General features: G+C 64.7%; 16 protein-coding genes. 5 read left to right on the top strand and 11 right to left on the bottom strand.

Features of this window, described 5'->3' with window-relative positions:
• The coding region (locus tag Q1N79_RS09010) for a DEAD/DEAH box helicase (protein WP_300606712.1) at nt 1-828 on the top strand (828 nt) is incomplete at its 5' end.
• Between the two features lie 131 nt (nt 829-959).
• Here the strand turns inward: Q1N79_RS09010 and Q1N79_RS09005 are convergent.
• The 5 genes from Q1N79_RS09005 to Q1N79_RS08985 all read right to left on the bottom strand — a co-directional run bounded on the left by Q1N79_RS09005 (nt 960) and on the right by Q1N79_RS08985 (nt 6,692).
• Nucleotides 960-2,990: a hypothetical protein gene (locus Q1N79_RS09005; RefSeq protein WP_300606709.1), complete on the bottom strand. Its 2,031-nt coding sequence runs from the start codon at nt 2,988-2,990 to the stop codon at nt 960-962.
• 86 nt (nt 2,991-3,076) lie between these two features.
• Entirely contained in the window at nt 3,077-3,406 is a 330-nt protein-coding gene (locus tag Q1N79_RS09000) for a helix-turn-helix transcriptional regulator (RefSeq protein ID WP_300606706.1), read from the bottom strand.
• Nucleotides 3,406-4,443, bottom strand: a complete 1,038-nt coding sequence (locus Q1N79_RS08995; protein WP_300606703.1) for a site-specific integrase — start codon at nt 4,441-4,443, stop codon at nt 3,406-3,408. The genes Q1N79_RS09000 and Q1N79_RS08995 overlap by 1 nt, the downstream gene beginning before the upstream one ends.
• A gap of 75 nt (nt 4,444-4,518) precedes the next feature.
• Entirely contained in the window at nt 4,519-6,018 is a 1,500-nt protein-coding gene (locus Q1N79_RS08990; protein WP_300606700.1) for a site-specific integrase, read from the bottom strand.
• A complete protein-coding gene (locus tag Q1N79_RS08985; protein ID WP_300606697.1) occupies nt 6,015-6,692 on the bottom strand; it encodes a helix-turn-helix transcriptional regulator in 678 nt (225 codons plus the stop codon). Before Q1N79_RS08985 ends, Q1N79_RS08990 begins: the two co-directional genes overlap by 4 nt.
• A 111-nt stretch (nt 6,693-6,803) precedes the next feature.
• Between Q1N79_RS08985 and Q1N79_RS08980 the strand changes: the two genes are divergently transcribed.
• The 4 genes from Q1N79_RS08980 (at nt 6,804) to Q1N79_RS08965 (ending at nt 9,321) form a co-directional block, all read left to right on the top strand.
• A complete protein-coding gene (locus Q1N79_RS08980) occupies nt 6,804-7,025 on the top strand; it encodes a helix-turn-helix domain-containing protein (protein ID WP_300606694.1) in 222 nt (73 codons plus the stop codon).
• Nucleotides 7,026-7,036: 11 nt separating this feature from the next.
• Nucleotides 7,037-7,348 carry a DNA-binding protein gene (locus Q1N79_RS08975; RefSeq protein WP_300606691.1) on the top strand — a complete coding sequence of 104 codons (312 nt, stop codon included), beginning with the start codon at nt 7,037-7,039 and terminating at the stop codon, nt 7,346-7,348.
• A gap of 100 nt (nt 7,349-7,448) precedes the next feature.
• A complete protein-coding gene (locus tag Q1N79_RS08970) occupies nt 7,449-8,420 on the top strand; it encodes a glycosyltransferase family 2 protein (RefSeq protein WP_367185046.1) in 972 nt (323 codons plus the stop codon).
• A 97-nt stretch (nt 8,421-8,517) separates the two neighbouring features.
• Nucleotides 8,518-9,321, top strand: coding sequence for a phytanoyl-CoA dioxygenase family protein (locus Q1N79_RS08965; RefSeq protein WP_300606685.1), 804 nt, complete (start codon nt 8,518-8,520; stop codon nt 9,319-9,321).
• 80 nt (nt 9,322-9,401) lie between these two features.
• On the opposite strand, the gene Q1N79_RS08960 is transcribed toward Q1N79_RS08965, so the two are convergent.
• From Q1N79_RS08960 to Q1N79_RS08935, 6 genes are all read right to left on the bottom strand, one after another.
• Nucleotides 9,402-10,220, bottom strand: coding sequence for a glycosyltransferase (locus tag Q1N79_RS08960; protein WP_300606682.1), 819 nt, complete (start codon nt 10,218-10,220; stop codon nt 9,402-9,404).
• 53 nt (nt 10,221-10,273) lie between these two features.
• Nucleotides 10,274-11,050, bottom strand: a complete 777-nt coding sequence (locus Q1N79_RS08955) for a glycosyltransferase (protein WP_300606679.1) — start codon at nt 11,048-11,050, stop codon at nt 10,274-10,276.
• Nucleotides 11,051-11,415: 365 nt separating this feature from the next.
• The gene (locus Q1N79_RS08950; RefSeq protein ID WP_300606721.1) at nt 11,416-12,387 is read right to left on the bottom strand and encodes an NAD(P)-dependent oxidoreductase; all 972 of its coding nucleotides are present in this window, start codon (nt 12,385-12,387) and stop codon (nt 11,416-11,418) included.
• Nucleotides 12,388-12,540: 153 nt separating this feature from the next.
• Nucleotides 12,541-13,686, bottom strand: a complete 1,146-nt coding sequence (locus tag Q1N79_RS08945) for an FAD-dependent oxidoreductase (protein ID WP_300606677.1) — start codon at nt 13,684-13,686, stop codon at nt 12,541-12,543.
• Nucleotides 13,683-14,636: a Gfo/Idh/MocA family oxidoreductase gene (locus Q1N79_RS08940; RefSeq protein ID WP_300606674.1), complete on the bottom strand. Its 954-nt coding sequence runs from the start codon at nt 14,634-14,636 to the stop codon at nt 13,683-13,685. The genes Q1N79_RS08945 and Q1N79_RS08940 overlap by 4 nt, the downstream gene beginning before the upstream one ends.
• Entirely contained in the window at nt 14,637-15,680 is a 1,044-nt protein-coding gene (locus Q1N79_RS08935) for an RsmD family RNA methyltransferase (protein ID WP_300606671.1), read from the bottom strand.
• Between the last annotated feature and the right edge of the window lie 305 nt (nt 15,681-15,985).

Genomic DNA, 15,985 nt, shown 5'->3' with positions numbered 1-15,985 from the left:
GGGCAGCTGCCCGCGGTCGAGGCACTGGCCGCCGGCCGCGACGCGCTGGCCGTGCTGCCGACCGGCGGCGGGAAATCCGCGATCTACGAGCTGGCGGGCATGCTGCGGGACGGGCCGACCGTGGTTGTCTCGCCGCTGATCGCGCTGCAGGACGACCAGCTCGCGCACCTGCGTTCGGCTGGGTTGCGGGCGATTGTCCTGAACTCCCAGCAGTCGGCGGGCGCACGCGCGGCGTCGCTGCTGGCCTCCTGCGATTCCGGTACGTTCCTGTTCCTCTCGCCCGAGCAGCTGGCGAACGAGGAGACCCGCCAGACGCTGCGCCGCGCGCGACCGGGGCTGCTCACCGTCGACGAGGCGCACCTCATCAGCCAGTGGGGGCACGACTTCCGCCCGGACTACATGCTGCTCGGGGCGCAGGCCGACGCGATCGGCGCGCCGGTCCGGCTGGCCCTGACCGCCACCGCCGCGCCGCCGGTGCGGCAGGAAATCGTGCGCCGGCTCGGGCTGCGCGATCCCGTCGTGGTGATCGGCGACTTCGACCGGCCGAACATCGCACTGGCAGTGCGTTCGCCTACGTGCCGGGAACGAATCCGAACACTCTCGAAAACACGGAAACGCAGGTCAGACGGGCCGGGAATGTTGGGAACCGGTGCCGCCGTCCGCAGTGAAGGTGTTCCGTACGGCCACGCCATGGCCACGCCAAGGGAGTCGGCGGCAGTCACTTCACGCCGCCTTCCGCGGTTGCTGCGCGGGGGACGAGCGCGTCCGCTGCGTCGGCTGCCGCGGCGGCGACTTCGGGGAAGACCAAGACGTACTGCCGGTCGGTGAAGTCGCTCCGGGAGTGGCCGAGGATCGCCGAGATGATCTTCGTGTCGACTCTGGCGGCCTAACTGGTAGGGAGCGGATTACGAATCATGCTGAATACCTGTGGTTGAGGCCGGGGGTCGGCGAGGTATTCGTCAGGGTTGGTGAGGATGGCGGGCTAGCTCGGCTGCATAGCGGGACCAGTCGCCTCCGGCCTGATGCATCCATTTGGCGGCGGTCGTCTCGTGCAGGCCGGGGATGTCGGCGAGGACCGCAGGGGGGAGCTGGGCGGCGAGATCGGGCAGCGCGGCACGGCGCCCGGTCTGGGCGTAGATGCCGATGGCCCGCAGGCGTTCGCCGAGCCTGGCCGGGGTGATCGGGCGGCCGGGCAGGTGCCCGGGGAACAGCCAGGTGGTGGCGGGCGGGGATCCGGCTCCCCGGTAGCTGCGTCCGCCGCTGATCAGCCGGGCGACGGCGCTGGCGAGCGGGCCGGGGACTGGCACGTGGTGGCGGCCGAGCCTGAGGAACGTCTCGCCGCTGTGGCGGGTGACCTGGCTGGTGGTCATGGCGGCGATGCGTGTCAGCGGCTGGCCGTAGAGCAGGAGCAGGCACCCGGCAACCGGGTCGGTGGCGTCGAGCGCAGTGTCGTGCAGCAGCCGGGCGGTCAGCGCCCACCGCTGGTCCTGGCTGATGGCGGGACCGGTCGCGCGCGGCGGCGGCGGGATGCTGAACCGCCGGCAGTGGCCGCGGGTCGCGGCCCAGGCCAGGAAATCCCTGGCCAGGCAGGCCGGCGGCCCGGTGCGCAGCCACTGGTCGATGTCGGCTTGCCCGCAGGCGGCGAGCTCGGTGCCGCGGCCGCGGAGCCAGGCGAGCAGGCTCGTGGCGGCGCGGATGTGGTTGCGGGCATGCGCTGTGGGGGTGCGCGGCCGGGTGGCGGCTGCGGCACTGGCCCGCAGCCGCCGCATCACCTGCCAGGTGGCGTAGGCCTGTACTAGCCGCCGGCCGGCGGCCGCCTCGATCGTGTCCAGGACCGTGCCGGGCCATTGCCCGGCGCGGGCGAGTTCCTCGTCGCGGGCCGGCAGCGCCCCGGCGGCGGTGAGCATGTGCCGCAGGTAGCCGGCGGCCCGCCGGTGAGGGTGGGCGTCCAGGGCTTGGTGGCTGATGGCCAGCCGGCCAGCGGCCACGTCGGCGAGCAGGCCGGCGCCGGCACCGTTGCGCAGCCAGTTCAGCGCGCTGCGCGGCTGGCGGGCGGCGGTGACCGCGTCGAACACGCCGCTCAGCTGCGCGGGGATGATCCCGGTGCCGGCTGACAGCAGATCGCGGGCGCGGCGGCGCAAAGAGCATCGTGCGCAGCGGCCTTTCTCGTAGAGCTTGTCTTCGGTGTCACAGTCGGCGCAGGCGTGGGTGACCGGGATCCCCGCACAGTCCGCGCACGTGTCAGCGCCCGGGCCAGGCGGGGCGACTAGCCGCCGCTGCCGGCTGCAGGATACGCACCGGCCCCGGTGGCGCAGCGCGGCGGTGTAACACGGGTCGCAGACCGGCCCTTCGGGCCAGCGGGCTGCCGGCGGGCGGTCCTGGCCGCACCGGGCGCATGTGGCCGTTGCCCGTGGCGAGCACGCGATGCAGACCGGGCGGGCGGTGGCGGCGAAGTTGCACTCCTTATTCCTGCCGCAGATGCTGCAGGCGGCCACGGGCATCTTGCAGCAGTTCACGCAGATGTCCGGGTGCCCGTCCCGGCCGCGGACCGCAACCGGCGAGGTCTTGCCGCACCTGCCGCAGGTGCGGCGGCGCTCCGGGTCGTGCTTGCGGGAGCACACCTCGCAGGTGTCTTGCCCAGTGGCGTCCCTCCCGGCGCGCGGGCGCACCTTGCCGCAGCTGGCGCAGGCGACGGCCCGCTGCCAGGACCGGCACCGCTGGCACACCCCGGCGCCGTCGTCGCCGCGGGTCAGCGGCTTGCCGGTTCGCCCGCAGACCGCGCACGCAGGGACGGTCACGGCGGAGGAGCCGCGTGCGATCAGCTCGGCTGCCAGCTTTCCCGCGACCGGCGGGGTTCCCCTGGCCAGGGCGCCAGGGTCGGCGGCCAGCGCGAGCGCCAGCTGGCGCAGCGCCTGCCCGGCGGGCGCGACCGCCTCGACCGCAGCCTCGACCACCGGGCGAGGCAGCGAGCCTTCCGCCGCCGCGGCCATGTCCACGACCTTATCGCGGCGGCAGCGCGGGCACTCGCGCCCGGAGCGGACGGCCTGGTGCCCGGCCGGGCAGCCGGCCACCGCGGCTACCGGCCTGCCGGGCGGGCTACCCGGGCCCGGACCGGCCGCGAAGGAGGAGGAGGAGCCTGCTGCGGTGCGTCCGGCTTGCGGCCCGCGGGGGTGACGACGACCGGTTCCACAAGGTCCCCGGGGCCGCATCCCAGGATGTCGCACAGTGCGGCCAGCGTGGCCAGGCTCAGCCGCTCCGGGACCCCGGTGACCAGCCGGTAGACCTGCTCCCGGGACAGCACGACACCCCGCTCGGCCAGCAGCGGCCGCAGCTGCGCCGTGGCGTACATGTCCCGCTCGGCCATCAGCCGCCGAAGGTGCCACCGGTAGCCGATCTTCTTCGCCATTACCTGCCGTCCTCTCCCTCGAACGCGCGGGCCAGCGCGGACCGCAGCATCCGGTTCCGGGCGTCCTGCCCGACCGTCGTGTACGTGGCCGTGGTCGACGCCCATGAATGCCCGGCCTGCTGCTGCACGAACAGCGGATCAGCGCCGTCCTCGATCAGGTGCGAGATGTATGAATGCCGCAGGCAGTGGACCGGCAGCCCGCCCGGCAGCCCGGCCGCCTCGCGCCAGGCCGCGAACCGCTCATCCACCGACCGGGGCGAGATCCGTCCCCCGCGCCCGGTCAGCCACAGCGCCGGATGAGACGGCACCCCGCAGCGGGGCCGCACGTCCTCCAGGTACTGGGCCAGCGCCTCGGCGGCCCACGGCATCACCGTGGCCACCGCCCGGCGCCGCGGCGGGCTGCCCCGCATCGCCTTGCCGTACCGGACATGGCACACGCCCAGGCCGCCCAGCTCCGGCGCCGCCGGGTTCGGCGCGAAGCCGGCCACGTCCAGCATCGCCGCCTCCCGGCGGCGCAGCCCCCACCCGTAGACCACCTTGAACAGCGTCGCGTCGCGGAACGAGGCCAGCCACCCCTTGCGCCGCGAGCCCGCCGCCTTCTCCACATGGTCATCGGCGGCGTCGAAGAACGCCTGCAGCTCAGCCCGGGTCAGCGGCCGGCGCTCCGCCCGCCCCTCGTGCTCGCACACGTGCGCCGCGGTGTTCCGCTCGTGGAACAGCTGCACCGGCACCGCCCCGGCGCGCTGCCCGCACTCACTGACCCACCCGTAGCGGGGATCGCACACGTACTCCAGGAACAATGCCAGCGCCCCCTGATAGGAACGGACCGTCGAATGCGCCCACCCGCCCGAGGCCAGCCACGCCTCGGCCTGCGCCGCCGTCCACTGCCACGGCCAGCAGCCGCTGAACGCAGTGAACTGGCGGATCACCCGCTCCCGCTCGCCGGCCAGCCGGGCCGTCAGCCTGCGCGCCTGCTGCTGGCGCTGCCACCCCGCCAGCATCTCCTCCAGCAGCGCCGAACCCGGCGACGCCGGCACCGCGCCATCCCGCGGCGACCAGCGCCAGCACCCTGCCTTCCCCCATCCCGCCCCTCCACCCGTGCACCAGGCGCATCAACCAGCCAGCCGACGCAACCGATCTGGACGCCACATCCTGTCATCCAGCGCAACCAGGAGCCAGGAACCCCTGATCCACGGCGTGTCCCGCGCCCGGTCCGCAGCCCCCTGCAGGCGGCCCGGTAACGCCGCAGCCCCTGCTACAGCTCCCCCACGTCGGCGGCGGAATGCTGCATTCAATGCAACTCCGCGCCTTTTGAGCAGGCTCGCCGTACCGTGCCGCAGGTCGTGGAAGCGCACCGGGGGCACGCCGGCGCGGAAGGCGAGGATCTCGAACCGGGTGCTTGTCCATTGGCCTGGTACCTCAGTGCCGTCCTCGCGGGTGAACACACGGTCCTTGCCGGGCCAGTCCGGTCCCCAGGCGAGCCGGTCGGTCACCTGTACTTTCCGCCAGGCTCGGAGCGCCGTGACCGCGGTGGGCGATAGCGGCACGACGCGGTCGCCGGCTTCGGACTTGGGGCCGTCGCCGCTGGCGGTCTCAAGGACGGAGGCCGCGCCCTCGTCGAGGTCGATCTCAGACCAGGTCAGGCCGAGGAGTTCGTCACGGCGCATGCCCGTGTACATCGCCACGATGAACAGGACGGCGAGCCGCTCGCCAGTCCGGTCGAGGTAGTCGGCGAACTCTCCCGCGTGAGCGGGCATCCATACCATCGACGGGACCGGGCGCAGGTCCCTCGCTGCCCACAGAGCCTGCCGTTCGACGATAGTCAGCACCCGGTCCTCGTCATCGGCGGCCGCCTCGGCGCCCGCCAGCCGCTTGCCCAGTTCGGCGCGGAACCTGGCCTCGCGGGCAGGGGTCCACACCAGCGACTTGGCCTTGTCTACTCGCGGGAGCACCACGCCGTTGAACGGGCTGATGAGGATCTTGGACGGTATCGCATCGTTGAGCGCGGCGCGGATCACCGCGAACTCGCGCTCAATCCGTGCAGATGACAGCGGCTTGGTCGACTTCTTGTGCCGGGCCTCGCCGTTGGGGAGCATCTTGCGGGTGTCGTCCGCGCGGACGGCGACCAGCCGGCGCAGCATCTCGGACGGCTTCTCGCTGTCCGGTAGTGGCTGGTTAATCTGGGTCATCGCGGTGACGAGATCCTGCAGGTGACGATCGCGGAGCTCGACGAGGCGGAGGTGGCCAACGCCCGGCTTGAAGTACAGTTCGCACGCCTCGGCGTAGGAGGTGTAGGCGTCCGGCTTGAGCCGGAGCTTCTTGCCCGCCAGCCAGGTGTCCAGGTAGTCGCGGACGAGGAGGCTCCGGTCGGTGACCGGGGCACCGCCGCCGACGCGGGCTAGCTCGGCGGCCAGTTCCTCCTCGGCGCGCTTCTTCGTCTCGAACGGGCCGAACTCCGGGCGTCGCCGCGTCTGACCGGCCAGGGCCGGTGCGTCATAGCGGAAGTACCATCCGCCGTGCCCGCGCTTCTTCAGATCAGGGCACTGCTGGCCGAGGGGCCGTCTCGTCCCGGGATCGCGGCAACCGCACCGCCGGTAGACAGAGCCTTTCACGGGTCCTCCTCTCGGGGTGAATCGCGATTATCGCGGTCGAGCGCATCGGCATCGAGGTCGTCAGGGTCCTTGCCGTCGGTGCCGTAAGACTCGTTGATGCCCTCTAGTGCCTTTTGGAGGCTGGTGTTCGCGTGCAGGTCATCCCAGATCTGCACGTAGTTGCCCGGGTCCCACCCCGTTCCCTGCTGCTTGTATCGGCTCCACAGGATGTTTGCGAGTCCGAGCACGGCGTCGAGGCTGACCGATGGCAGGTCTCGCTTAATGTCACCGGCCAGTTCGCGAATGCGCGGGTATTCACTGTCTGCTGCGGTTGTAGCGATGCGCCTGGCCGTCGCCTGGGCGACGCGGAGCAGAGTAATCGCCACGGCCGCCTCCTGCATGCGCTCCCGGAGACCGGTGATGGCGTGCCTGGCGACTTCCTGCTCGGCGGCCTCCCCAATCGCCCACGTGAGACGGTCGAGCGTCACCTCAAGCAGGTCCGCGAGGTCGAGCGCTTCATCGAACCGCACCGACTGCTTCCCGGTCTCGACCCGGTAGACCGTGGACTGGTGCCACGACCAGCCCCGCTCTGTCATGCGCCGTGCAAGCTCCACCTGTGAGATCGACGCATGCTCACGCAGGTACCGGACGTTAGCACCGAGTATCTCTGCGGTCTTCTCGCGCGGTTGCTTCATCCCTGCACGCTACAGCTGTTGGTTGTCATCAGCTATCTTCTTGGAATGTACATTACCATGCTGTAGCCTCTAAGGCACGAACAGGTTGCCGTTGAAGAACAGGAGGCCGGTATGGCTCCCAGCGCGACACCAAGTTCGGAGGACCTTCTACTTATCGAAGACGTCTCCGCGATCACCCGCCGTTCAGTGGGCACCCTGCGGTGGCTCCGGCACCAAGACCAGGGACCGAAGGGGCACCGCGCAGGCCGGAGGATCTACTTCCGGCGCGGCGACGTCATGCAGTGGCTCGCCGAGCAGGAGCGCGCCGCGGACACCTCGCGCCCGACCGCTTGAGGTTCCCGCAGATGAGCGAGCTGCAGATGCAGAAGGATGAGCTGCTCGCACTCCCCGTGAGCGTGGACCTCGCGACGGCGGGGCGCGCATTCGGCCTCGGGAGGACGCGATCCTACGAACTGGCGCGGGCAGGCCAGTTCCCCTGCCGGGTGATCCCGGTCGGCCGCAAGTTCCGGGTGCCCAGGTCGGCGCTGCTGGAAGCCCTCGGCATCGAGGACACCACAGCAGGCTCCGGACCAGCCGCCTTATGCCCTGGCCCGCACCCTCAGGAGAGCATCACCTTGTCCGGCCCTGCTTTCTCGGCATCGTCGGCGCTCAGGTGAGGCGTGGAGGTGTGAGCGGATAGCGGAGAGGTGAGCATGACTGATCCTCCGCTTGATGCCGACGTCGAGTCCGTGAAGTCGCCAAGGCAGTGCGGTCAAAATGCCAGCAAATGTAGGCATATCCCTAGCGGTAGGCGATGATGGTCTTCTCAAGAACGCACCAATCTACCTACGAGGAGCTGACGTGATACGGCGGCGTGATCGAGATCCGGTCGGCGGAGTCTCAACTGTTCAGAGCACGCCCGCCGCCACTGAGCATGCAGGCGAATTCGATTGTGCGGTAGTCATACCTGCTGCGGGTTGCATGTGTAAGCAAGTCGAAGTCGTCATCCCGCAGTTGCGGGACGCGGACTGCCTCGTCGTTGTGTGGAACGGGCCGCGTGCGACAACGCATGACTGTTCCGAGACCGTGCTACGCGACGGGACGACAGTCTGGATGGAGTTCCCCGCCCGACTGGGCGCGGCGACAGCCCGAAATAGCGGTGTTCAATGGCTAAATGGCCGCGCAAGGCTGATAGCATTCGTCGATTCCGATGATATCGCTTATGACAACTGGCTGTCTGAATTGCGTAAACGGCTGTCCTCCGGCGAATCCGACGTCGTCGGAGGGGTGTTGGAGTTCGTTTCAGGCGGTCGCGCGCGTAGAGTCGCGCCGGATCTGGACTTCTGGTATCGCCAAGCGATTTATGGCAGCAACTGCGCCGTTACGCGAGAGGCATGGGACCTGCTCAGCGGCTTTTGTCCCAATGTCGGAACATGCGAAGACACCGATCTAGCCTGGCGCGCAGGCGAGGCCGGGCTTCGCATTGACATCATTCCGACGGCGGTTGTGCGCTATTCACTGCGGATCGGCTGGGCGGAGTGGCAGCAACGTGTGATGTGGGGACGCTCGAGCGTCGCCCTGCTTCGCGCACACGACTTGCCACTTTCGCGGCACCTGCCCAAGCTGAAAGGACTTGTTCTGCACAAGCGATCGACCGGCTTCGCTTCGAACGCACTCGTTGCTGGGCTAGGGCAGTTCTTCGGGCAGTGGGTCGGCAAACTGCGCGATGGCCATCCAGCTCCGATGTAGCGGTATTACTCACAACCACAAACGCCAGCCTGGGTCGCGGCACGGCTGCAGACCTGACGTTTAGTACACAAAGTAGTTTCTTACAACAGAATGCGGAATGAACATGGCCACTCCAGGTTACCTGGGTATCGGAATTACCGCCGAGCAGCAGGAATCATTCGACCGTGATGGATACATAGTCCTACGGGGAGCCTTCACGCAGAAGGAGATCCAGTCCCTACGTACCGCTGCGGACCGGGCCGAACAGCGGTGGCTCGACAGCCCAAACAGAATCGGCTCCGACCACCCCTATCTCCGTCGCGTTGAACCGCTGATCGAGTACGGCGATGAGTTCGTCGAACTACTGGATCACGTGGCGTTCTTCCCGGTGGTACGCGAGTTGATGGGCAGCAGCGTCGCCATGCTCGACACCTCGTACTTCGTGACACCACCCGGCCAAGGGTGGGGCGATACCAGCCACTGGCATCTTGACGAGGCGTTGACAGGACCCATCGGGGCACCCATACCCTTGATGCTCAAGGCCTCGATTCCGCTCGACGAGATCAAAGATCTGAACGACGGTCCTACGGCCCTCATCCCCGGAAGTCACCGGCTCTCGTACAACGACATCCTTCCGGTGCCTGCAGATCCGCGTGACATGGCTGGCAAGGTACCGTTCCTTGCCTCCCCTGGGGATGTCCTGATCTTCCACGGTCGGGTGCAACACGCTGCAATGCCAAACGTGGGAAGCCGGACACGAAGGGTGCTTCAGTACAACTATGGTCATATTTGGATGAAACCCTGGCCCGGCTACGAGCCGTCCGACCGGTTGCGAGCGTCGGCCAGCACAGCGGTCAGGAAGCAGCTTCTCCATATCAGTAATCATCACTACCAGGCGCGGCTTCCTGGCACCGAGCGATAGTTCCGTCGTGTTCCACGGCAATGTCGGCTTCATGGCTTGTCTGGCCGTAAGCGGGACCCCGCGCATCGCAGATGCACAGCTCATTGCCCGGGCGGCGGAGAGAACGCTGGATGCGCGAGAGACCCGGGCCCGAGTTTCTGTGGTGATTGTCTCCACGGCAGCGGAGCCGAGGCGTAGAGCCCGCGGACGAAGCGGTTGCCATCAGTGAACCACTCCGACGGTGTACCGGAACCACCGCCGAGTGCATAGTTGACGGTGCTCTTGCCGGTGCAGACGCCAGTATGTCGCGGAACGAGGAACGAGGGCACCACCGAGTCCGCGTGCAGTTTTTGCCATAGCGGCGCAATCGCGCAGGCCAATTCTCTGGGCAAGGCATAACAACTCGAGTCCACGAGATGAGGGTAGTCCGCGTGCATCCGGACCTCATCGTCATCCTCCAGCCACCCGTCGGGCAACCTTGTCGCGATCTTCGGCCAGTAGCCCAGGCTGTCCGAATCGTCTTCACAGATCAGCTCACCGTCGTCCTTGCATATCCTTCGCAAGCTGTAGGCCCAGTTTGCGTCGGTATCGCACATGGAATCGACGACCATGGATACATGGTCCCGATCGAACCAATTATCCTCGTCCAAGTAACAAATGACGTCGTCATCAACTAGCAACGGCATTGCACCATATATGCGATATCCGAAATGCGACGAGTGCCCGGTGTTCCGCGGCAGGACTATGACCTCCAGCTGCTTGTTGCGACTGACATGCTCCAGTGCCTGGGCGGCGCCGGACGCGAACGCCGGGCCATCAACAACGACAAGGTGCCGCACAGCGTCGAAGTCTTGCGCTTGTACGCTCTCCGCGCATCGTCGAAGTGCTGGTCTTCCGACCGATGCGGTGATGACAACCACGCTTAGGGCAGCGTTTAGTGACAATGCCTTCCTCCCGCATCCGTTCGTCCGGTTCAGTCATGATCGCGCTCGTTAAGGATCTTCGTCAAAACGTCCGCATACTGTCCGGCCGGGTCGGCAGGTACCAAGGAACGGATGGCGCGGGCAGCAAATGACCCCATGGCCGCCCACTCGTCCCGCGATTCCCAGGCGAGGTCAAGTGCCCGGTCCAGTGCCTTGAACGTGGGACTCTCAGCCACCCATCCCGAGCGGCCGTGCTCGACTACCTCTGACGAGCCGCCCACCTCCGTGACCAAGCACGGACGCCCCGACAGCATGGCTTCCACGATCGCCACCGGTAGCCCTTCCTTGCGTGAGGGCAGGACAAGTGCGTGGCACTGCGCCCACACGGAGCTAATCTGCTTGACCGAATCCTGAAACGTGACGTGCTGCAAGTCCAGAAACCGGCTGAGATCGCGGATGACTTGTGAGTGGGGTCCCTCCCGGCCTACCACATCGAGGTGAAGCGTGCGGTGTCGCCACTTTGGCGCTGACAAGACAGCAAAGAGGACATCGTGTGCCTTCGACTCGAGGTCGAGCCGGGCGACACATGCCATGCGCAGCATCCCGTGGTGGCCGGGCCAAGGGAGCGGGCTGGCGTAGCTGACGTTGAATGGGTTTCGCACGATCGCAGAGTTCCGAAGATGAGCGCAGATCATTTTCTCGGTCAACTGCCGGTTGTGGTCGGATACGAAGTGAGCTGCGCGGGCAGCGAGATACGCCGATCTCAACCGGAGGACCAAGAACGGCGGCGGCCAATCCCATTCGCTCGCCCTGTGCGCCACGCTCACATAGCGGAGTTGGTGCCTAGCGCAGAACTCCATCCACGGTAGTCCTTCTCGGTTGTCGCCGTGGGAGATCACCACTAGGTCGGGCCGGAGACGCAAGACTTCTGCCGCCGGCCCCAGCGGCACCTCGCACATCTCGAACGCTCGCTCGTCCTCCTCGATGGGCCTAGCGATGATTCTGCACCCGATCGACCTAAGAGTTTCGATGGGATCAAGCCCGACTGACCAGTCTTTGATGCACACATTTACCTCAGCCCCGCCTTGGGTTGCTATTGCATGAGCCGTACCCGCCCATAGAAATTCGCTGGCACCCCAGGGGACACCTTGGTTCGTGGCAATAAAGCAGATTGAAGGCATTCCGATCGAGCCTAAGCCAGTCCTGCTTTGCTGTGCCGAAGCCTACCGAGGGGCGCGCCTTTGGCTGTCAGGATGTCACGCAGACCAGTCTCGATGTGACGCGGATCGTACCCCGGAAACAACGAGCGCAACTGCGACGTGTCCGCCCTCAAGCAGATACGGTCGTTCGCTCTGACCCGTGCGGAGTCAGACACCAACGTGAGCGGGCGGCCGACGAGATCTTGGATCATATCAAGGACTGCCGACACCTTCGTGGCCGAGCCGGTACCCGCGTTTAGAAGTGCTGGAGGGGCACTGGACTCCAGCACAAGGCACAGCAAATCGACCAGATCATCCACGTGTATAAAGTCACGGCTTGCTTCGACGTTGCCGACCCTGATCTCATCTCCCTGTTGAAGGTGTCGGAGAATGTCGGGAATGACATGTGGGTTACCGTCGCCGGACCCGTACACGTTGAAGATCCTCATGTTTGTTGCACGCCGCCCTGGCTGACCGTCGGCCCATTCGGATACCAACCGCTCGCCAATCAGTTTGGTGATCCCGTACATGGTCGATGGCCGAGCTTGGTCGCCTTCGGCCGCCGGATCCGCTGACGCGGCGTATACATCGGCTGACGAGGCGAAGAGAACAAACTCGGTTCGCGAACGGTCGGCTGCGTCCAAGACGTTAACGAGCCCGCCTATGTTCACTTCGACCGTTTGTCTCGGCTGGGCCTCGCACACTGGGATGAGATGAAGTGCGGCTAGATGAACGATCGACGTCGGCTTCGCCCGCATCACCACATCAGCGATATCCGCCTGGCTGGTGATGTCCACGCGGAACGCATGCAGGTTGCCAGTACCGGAAAACCGCAACAACCGGTTGAGCCTACTGGAATCTTGATCGACAGCCGCTACGTCCCAGCCGAGTCTCAGCAAGGCTGCGACGAGCACTGAACCGATGAACCCCCCAGCTCCCGTGACAAGTACCGAACGGCGACACATTACAACTCCGTTCACTGTCTAGTGGCACAAGAGTCGGCCAGTTTTTGTGACACTACCCAGGAGGCTAGGCGATTTTTCATTGCTAACGCAACCCCTTCCTTGCCCTCGCCAGCAGCGTTCACTACCCGCATCCACGTCGCAGAGTCACCAAGATCACAACAGGCGGTTCTCGTCCGTAGCCAGCAACGCGGACGGCCGTGCCGCCGCGGCACCGCCCACTCTCGACGCTATCGATGCGGCAATGAATCGAGCTGTCACGACGGAGGTACTTACCTTGCCCGACAGGATAGAAATCATGGTGGGTGAGACCCAAGTGACTACGGTTGGCCGAGCATCGGTCTTTTCGACTCTGGGAATGATCACCCGTTCCGAGAACAGCGATCCCACGTGAGTAACGTTCGCTAGGGGCACGAGGAACCGTCGTGCCGAGGACAGGATTGGGTCGAATCTAGTCCGCGGGTAAAGAGGTGACCTCAGCTCACCGGGCTCCGTGGTGAAGTACTGGGAGAATGGATTGGCATACCCGACGGACCGCTCGTGCACGCTGTTTACGACATCGTAGAAAATATGGCAGCCGTCTCCGTACGGCGCGACTGAGATAAATGGTCCGTCTAGCACGACAAAGCTGGACCGGCCCATATCAGGGGCATGCACGATGGGCACTTCACAGAGCTCGTATTGGAGTTCAACTGCGGGTCGCTCCAGTTCCTGGAGGATCTCGTTCAGCGCTCCATAGACAGCGATCACCAAGAAGTCGTGCCTCTGCGCAATGTCATGGGCAGTATGGGTGTGCTTGACTTCGACAAGCACACCCGCTGCCAGCAGACGCTGCCATGCGATTTTCCTGAGCAGCGTCGTATCGTAGTAGACCTCATCAACCTCGAAACATGCTTCTACAGAACCTGGCACTAGGTCCTGCACTCGAACAAGTCGCGCTCGAATGCCTAGCAAGTCACAATGTTCTTCAAACATCTCGGCCGTTGTCCGCGAGCCTGCTGCGGCGATAGCGTAGTGATGAGGCGCGTGCGCAGTGAGCGCATCCGAGAAGGTTCTCGCGAACAATTCGTAACCGTCGCGCGCAGCCCGAGCGGTGGCCAGATCCCGAGGGTAGTGATAGCCGCGATGGACTCGGAAGAAGTTCCGCGCAGTTGTACCTCGCACGATATCATCACGCTTCTCATAAAGAGTAACTGCAAGTCCCGAGTCAGCGAGTTCCAGGGCGGCACACACACCGAAAATTCCAGCGCCTATAACCCCAACGGATACAATTTCCCGTCCGGCTCTTATCAGCGGTCTCATGTGCCGACGTTGTCCTCAAGGTGGGACAGGAGTCGAGCGATTCCGATCGAGAAACGTCGATCATCGACCATTCGGGGTCTGTGTCCCTCGATAGCCGAGCGGAAGGCCGATATTTCTCGTGAGAGCGGGTCCTCACCCTCCTGATTAAGCAGGCCAACAACCGGATCATCAACAGAGAAAACTTGGTCGTCATGCCATTTATATGTCATTCCATCCTCGTAGATAACTGTCAAAGTTTTACGCTTCAGCATATCCTGCCGCAATTCCATAGTTGACTCACACAAACGTCCTGATGGCAATTCGATGCGGCAGCGCAGAAATCGATTGCAGGAATCTATTACGACCACGCGCTTCGGTAGTTCGCCCGTAAGGGCAATCGTCACAGCCAAGTCATGGCAGAGGAGCTCCCCGTGAAGGCTCCCGGAAAGCTGCGGTCGTACCCATTCGAACCGAAGCGACCTGATCGATTCCGGAGAAGCTACGGAAGAAAGGAACCGGAAACCTGGATGGAAGAGATAGACATAGCCAACAAAGACTTCCAAGCCGTATCGCTCGGCCATCGTTACCGCACGAATTGCTCCGTCAGGCTCTAGGGATAGCGGCTTTTCCACGAATACGTGACAGCCTGCCTGCAAAGCCTCACACGTCAATGCGGCGTGCGTCCGCGTCGGCGTAGCAAAGAAGACGGCGTCAACGAACGGCAAGGTGAGTGCATCACTCAGATCGAGCAAATGGGGCGTTTGGGGATAGTGACGAGCGCTCCACTCGACCGTTTCGAACCTGCCATTGCTCACCAGTGCGATGACGTCGAAGTAACGATCCACCCGACGAAGCACCCTCCGCCCCCACGACCCCGGTCCCACAAAGATGCATCTCGGACGACGAACACGCGCCAAGATTTGATATCTGGCGCTGGAACCCGTCGCCTGCGGGCCATCGCTGCCCTTCATCTAGCGAACCGGACGGACAATCAGTATGGTGGGCGTCTGCCCTAGGAGGCCGATTCGCTGCTCATCGAGTCTGATGCCGGGCTCTCGACTCAGCCGCTGCACGATCGGTTGTGGCTCGGCAGTCAGCAGTACCCCAGTACCCCCGCGTCGCCCGAGTTCCGCCACTCCGGAGCTGACACTGGTGTACAGCGCCTGCTTGCTTTTGATGGCCACTTGCTTACCCCATGGGAGATTGGAAACCACAGCGGTCGCCGAACGGTGCCTCTGCCAAGTCTTGAGGTTAGTCGAGTCGGCGTTCTCAATCCGGCCCCAGTAGGCGTGGTTGACAGCGGAGATGTTTTCCCGGGAGGCATCGACCGCTTCGGGGTCTATGTCTGTTCCCCAGACCTCGTGATCCATAGCCGCCGCCTCACACACGATGGTTCCAGAGCCACAGAACGGATCCCACACCCGGTGCCGCTTCCCGTCCACCACGGCCAGCCTCACCAGTGCGGCAGCGACGGTGGGCCGAAGCGAGCCGCGGACGTTCGCCGTGCGATATGTCCGGCGCGACAAGGGTTCATCATACAACCTAATACCAATGACCGCCCAGGTGCCGTCGATAAAAACTCGCACGTCGATGGCCGCGCGCTGTCCCTGAATGTACTGCCATGCGTAGCGTTTGGAGATCTCCCTTGAGATCGCTTCCTCAATTACCTTCCCCGGCCCGTACGCCGTGTGTGCGGCCGAAACAGTGACGGAAAACGCATCCTCAAAAATATCAGCTCGCCCTGCGATGGCAATCGTCTCGTTCAGATCCGCACCACTCGCAATCAAGGTGATTAGATCTTCAAGACTATCGACTGATGACGATAGCGCACTCACGATAGCGACGTCATCAATCGTCCTAAGATTCTTGAATACTCGCGGGTCCGCTGCCTCGGCCAGCACGACCTTTTGCCTAGTTTCCAGGATACGGACGCCACTCAAGCTTGCCTTGATTTCTGCCGCAGCTATGTCTTCGAGCCCACTTGTCACGAATGCTGCGAACGTAGGTAGTTCCATGCCTCCAGGATAGCCGAGGTCACCCGGTCCATACGTCCGCGCGACGCCCCTGGACGCCGGATGCCCTTCCCTTCGTTGTTGTTGCCTGTTATCCGGTTGCCCAGAGATCGCCCATCGAGACCGGGAAACCTTCGGGACCGCAGGTTCGATATCGCACTGGCCACTCAACAAGGCGGCATCTTGGGCGGATCGATCGTCGATCGCGTGTGCCGAGACATCTTGACGATATTTCTAAGGGCAGAGCTATAATGAGCACACTAAGTTAGGAAACGATACTACTCTCTGCACATCCAAGTGAGACTTAC

The organism is Trebonia sp., assembly GCF_030042015.1.
In the GTDB taxonomy this organism is placed as follows: domain Bacteria; phylum Actinomycetota; class Actinomycetes; order Streptosporangiales; family Streptosporangiaceae; genus Trebonia.
Note: the sequence above shows the minus strand (reverse complement) of the source record. Positions and strands in the feature narration are given on the sequence as shown.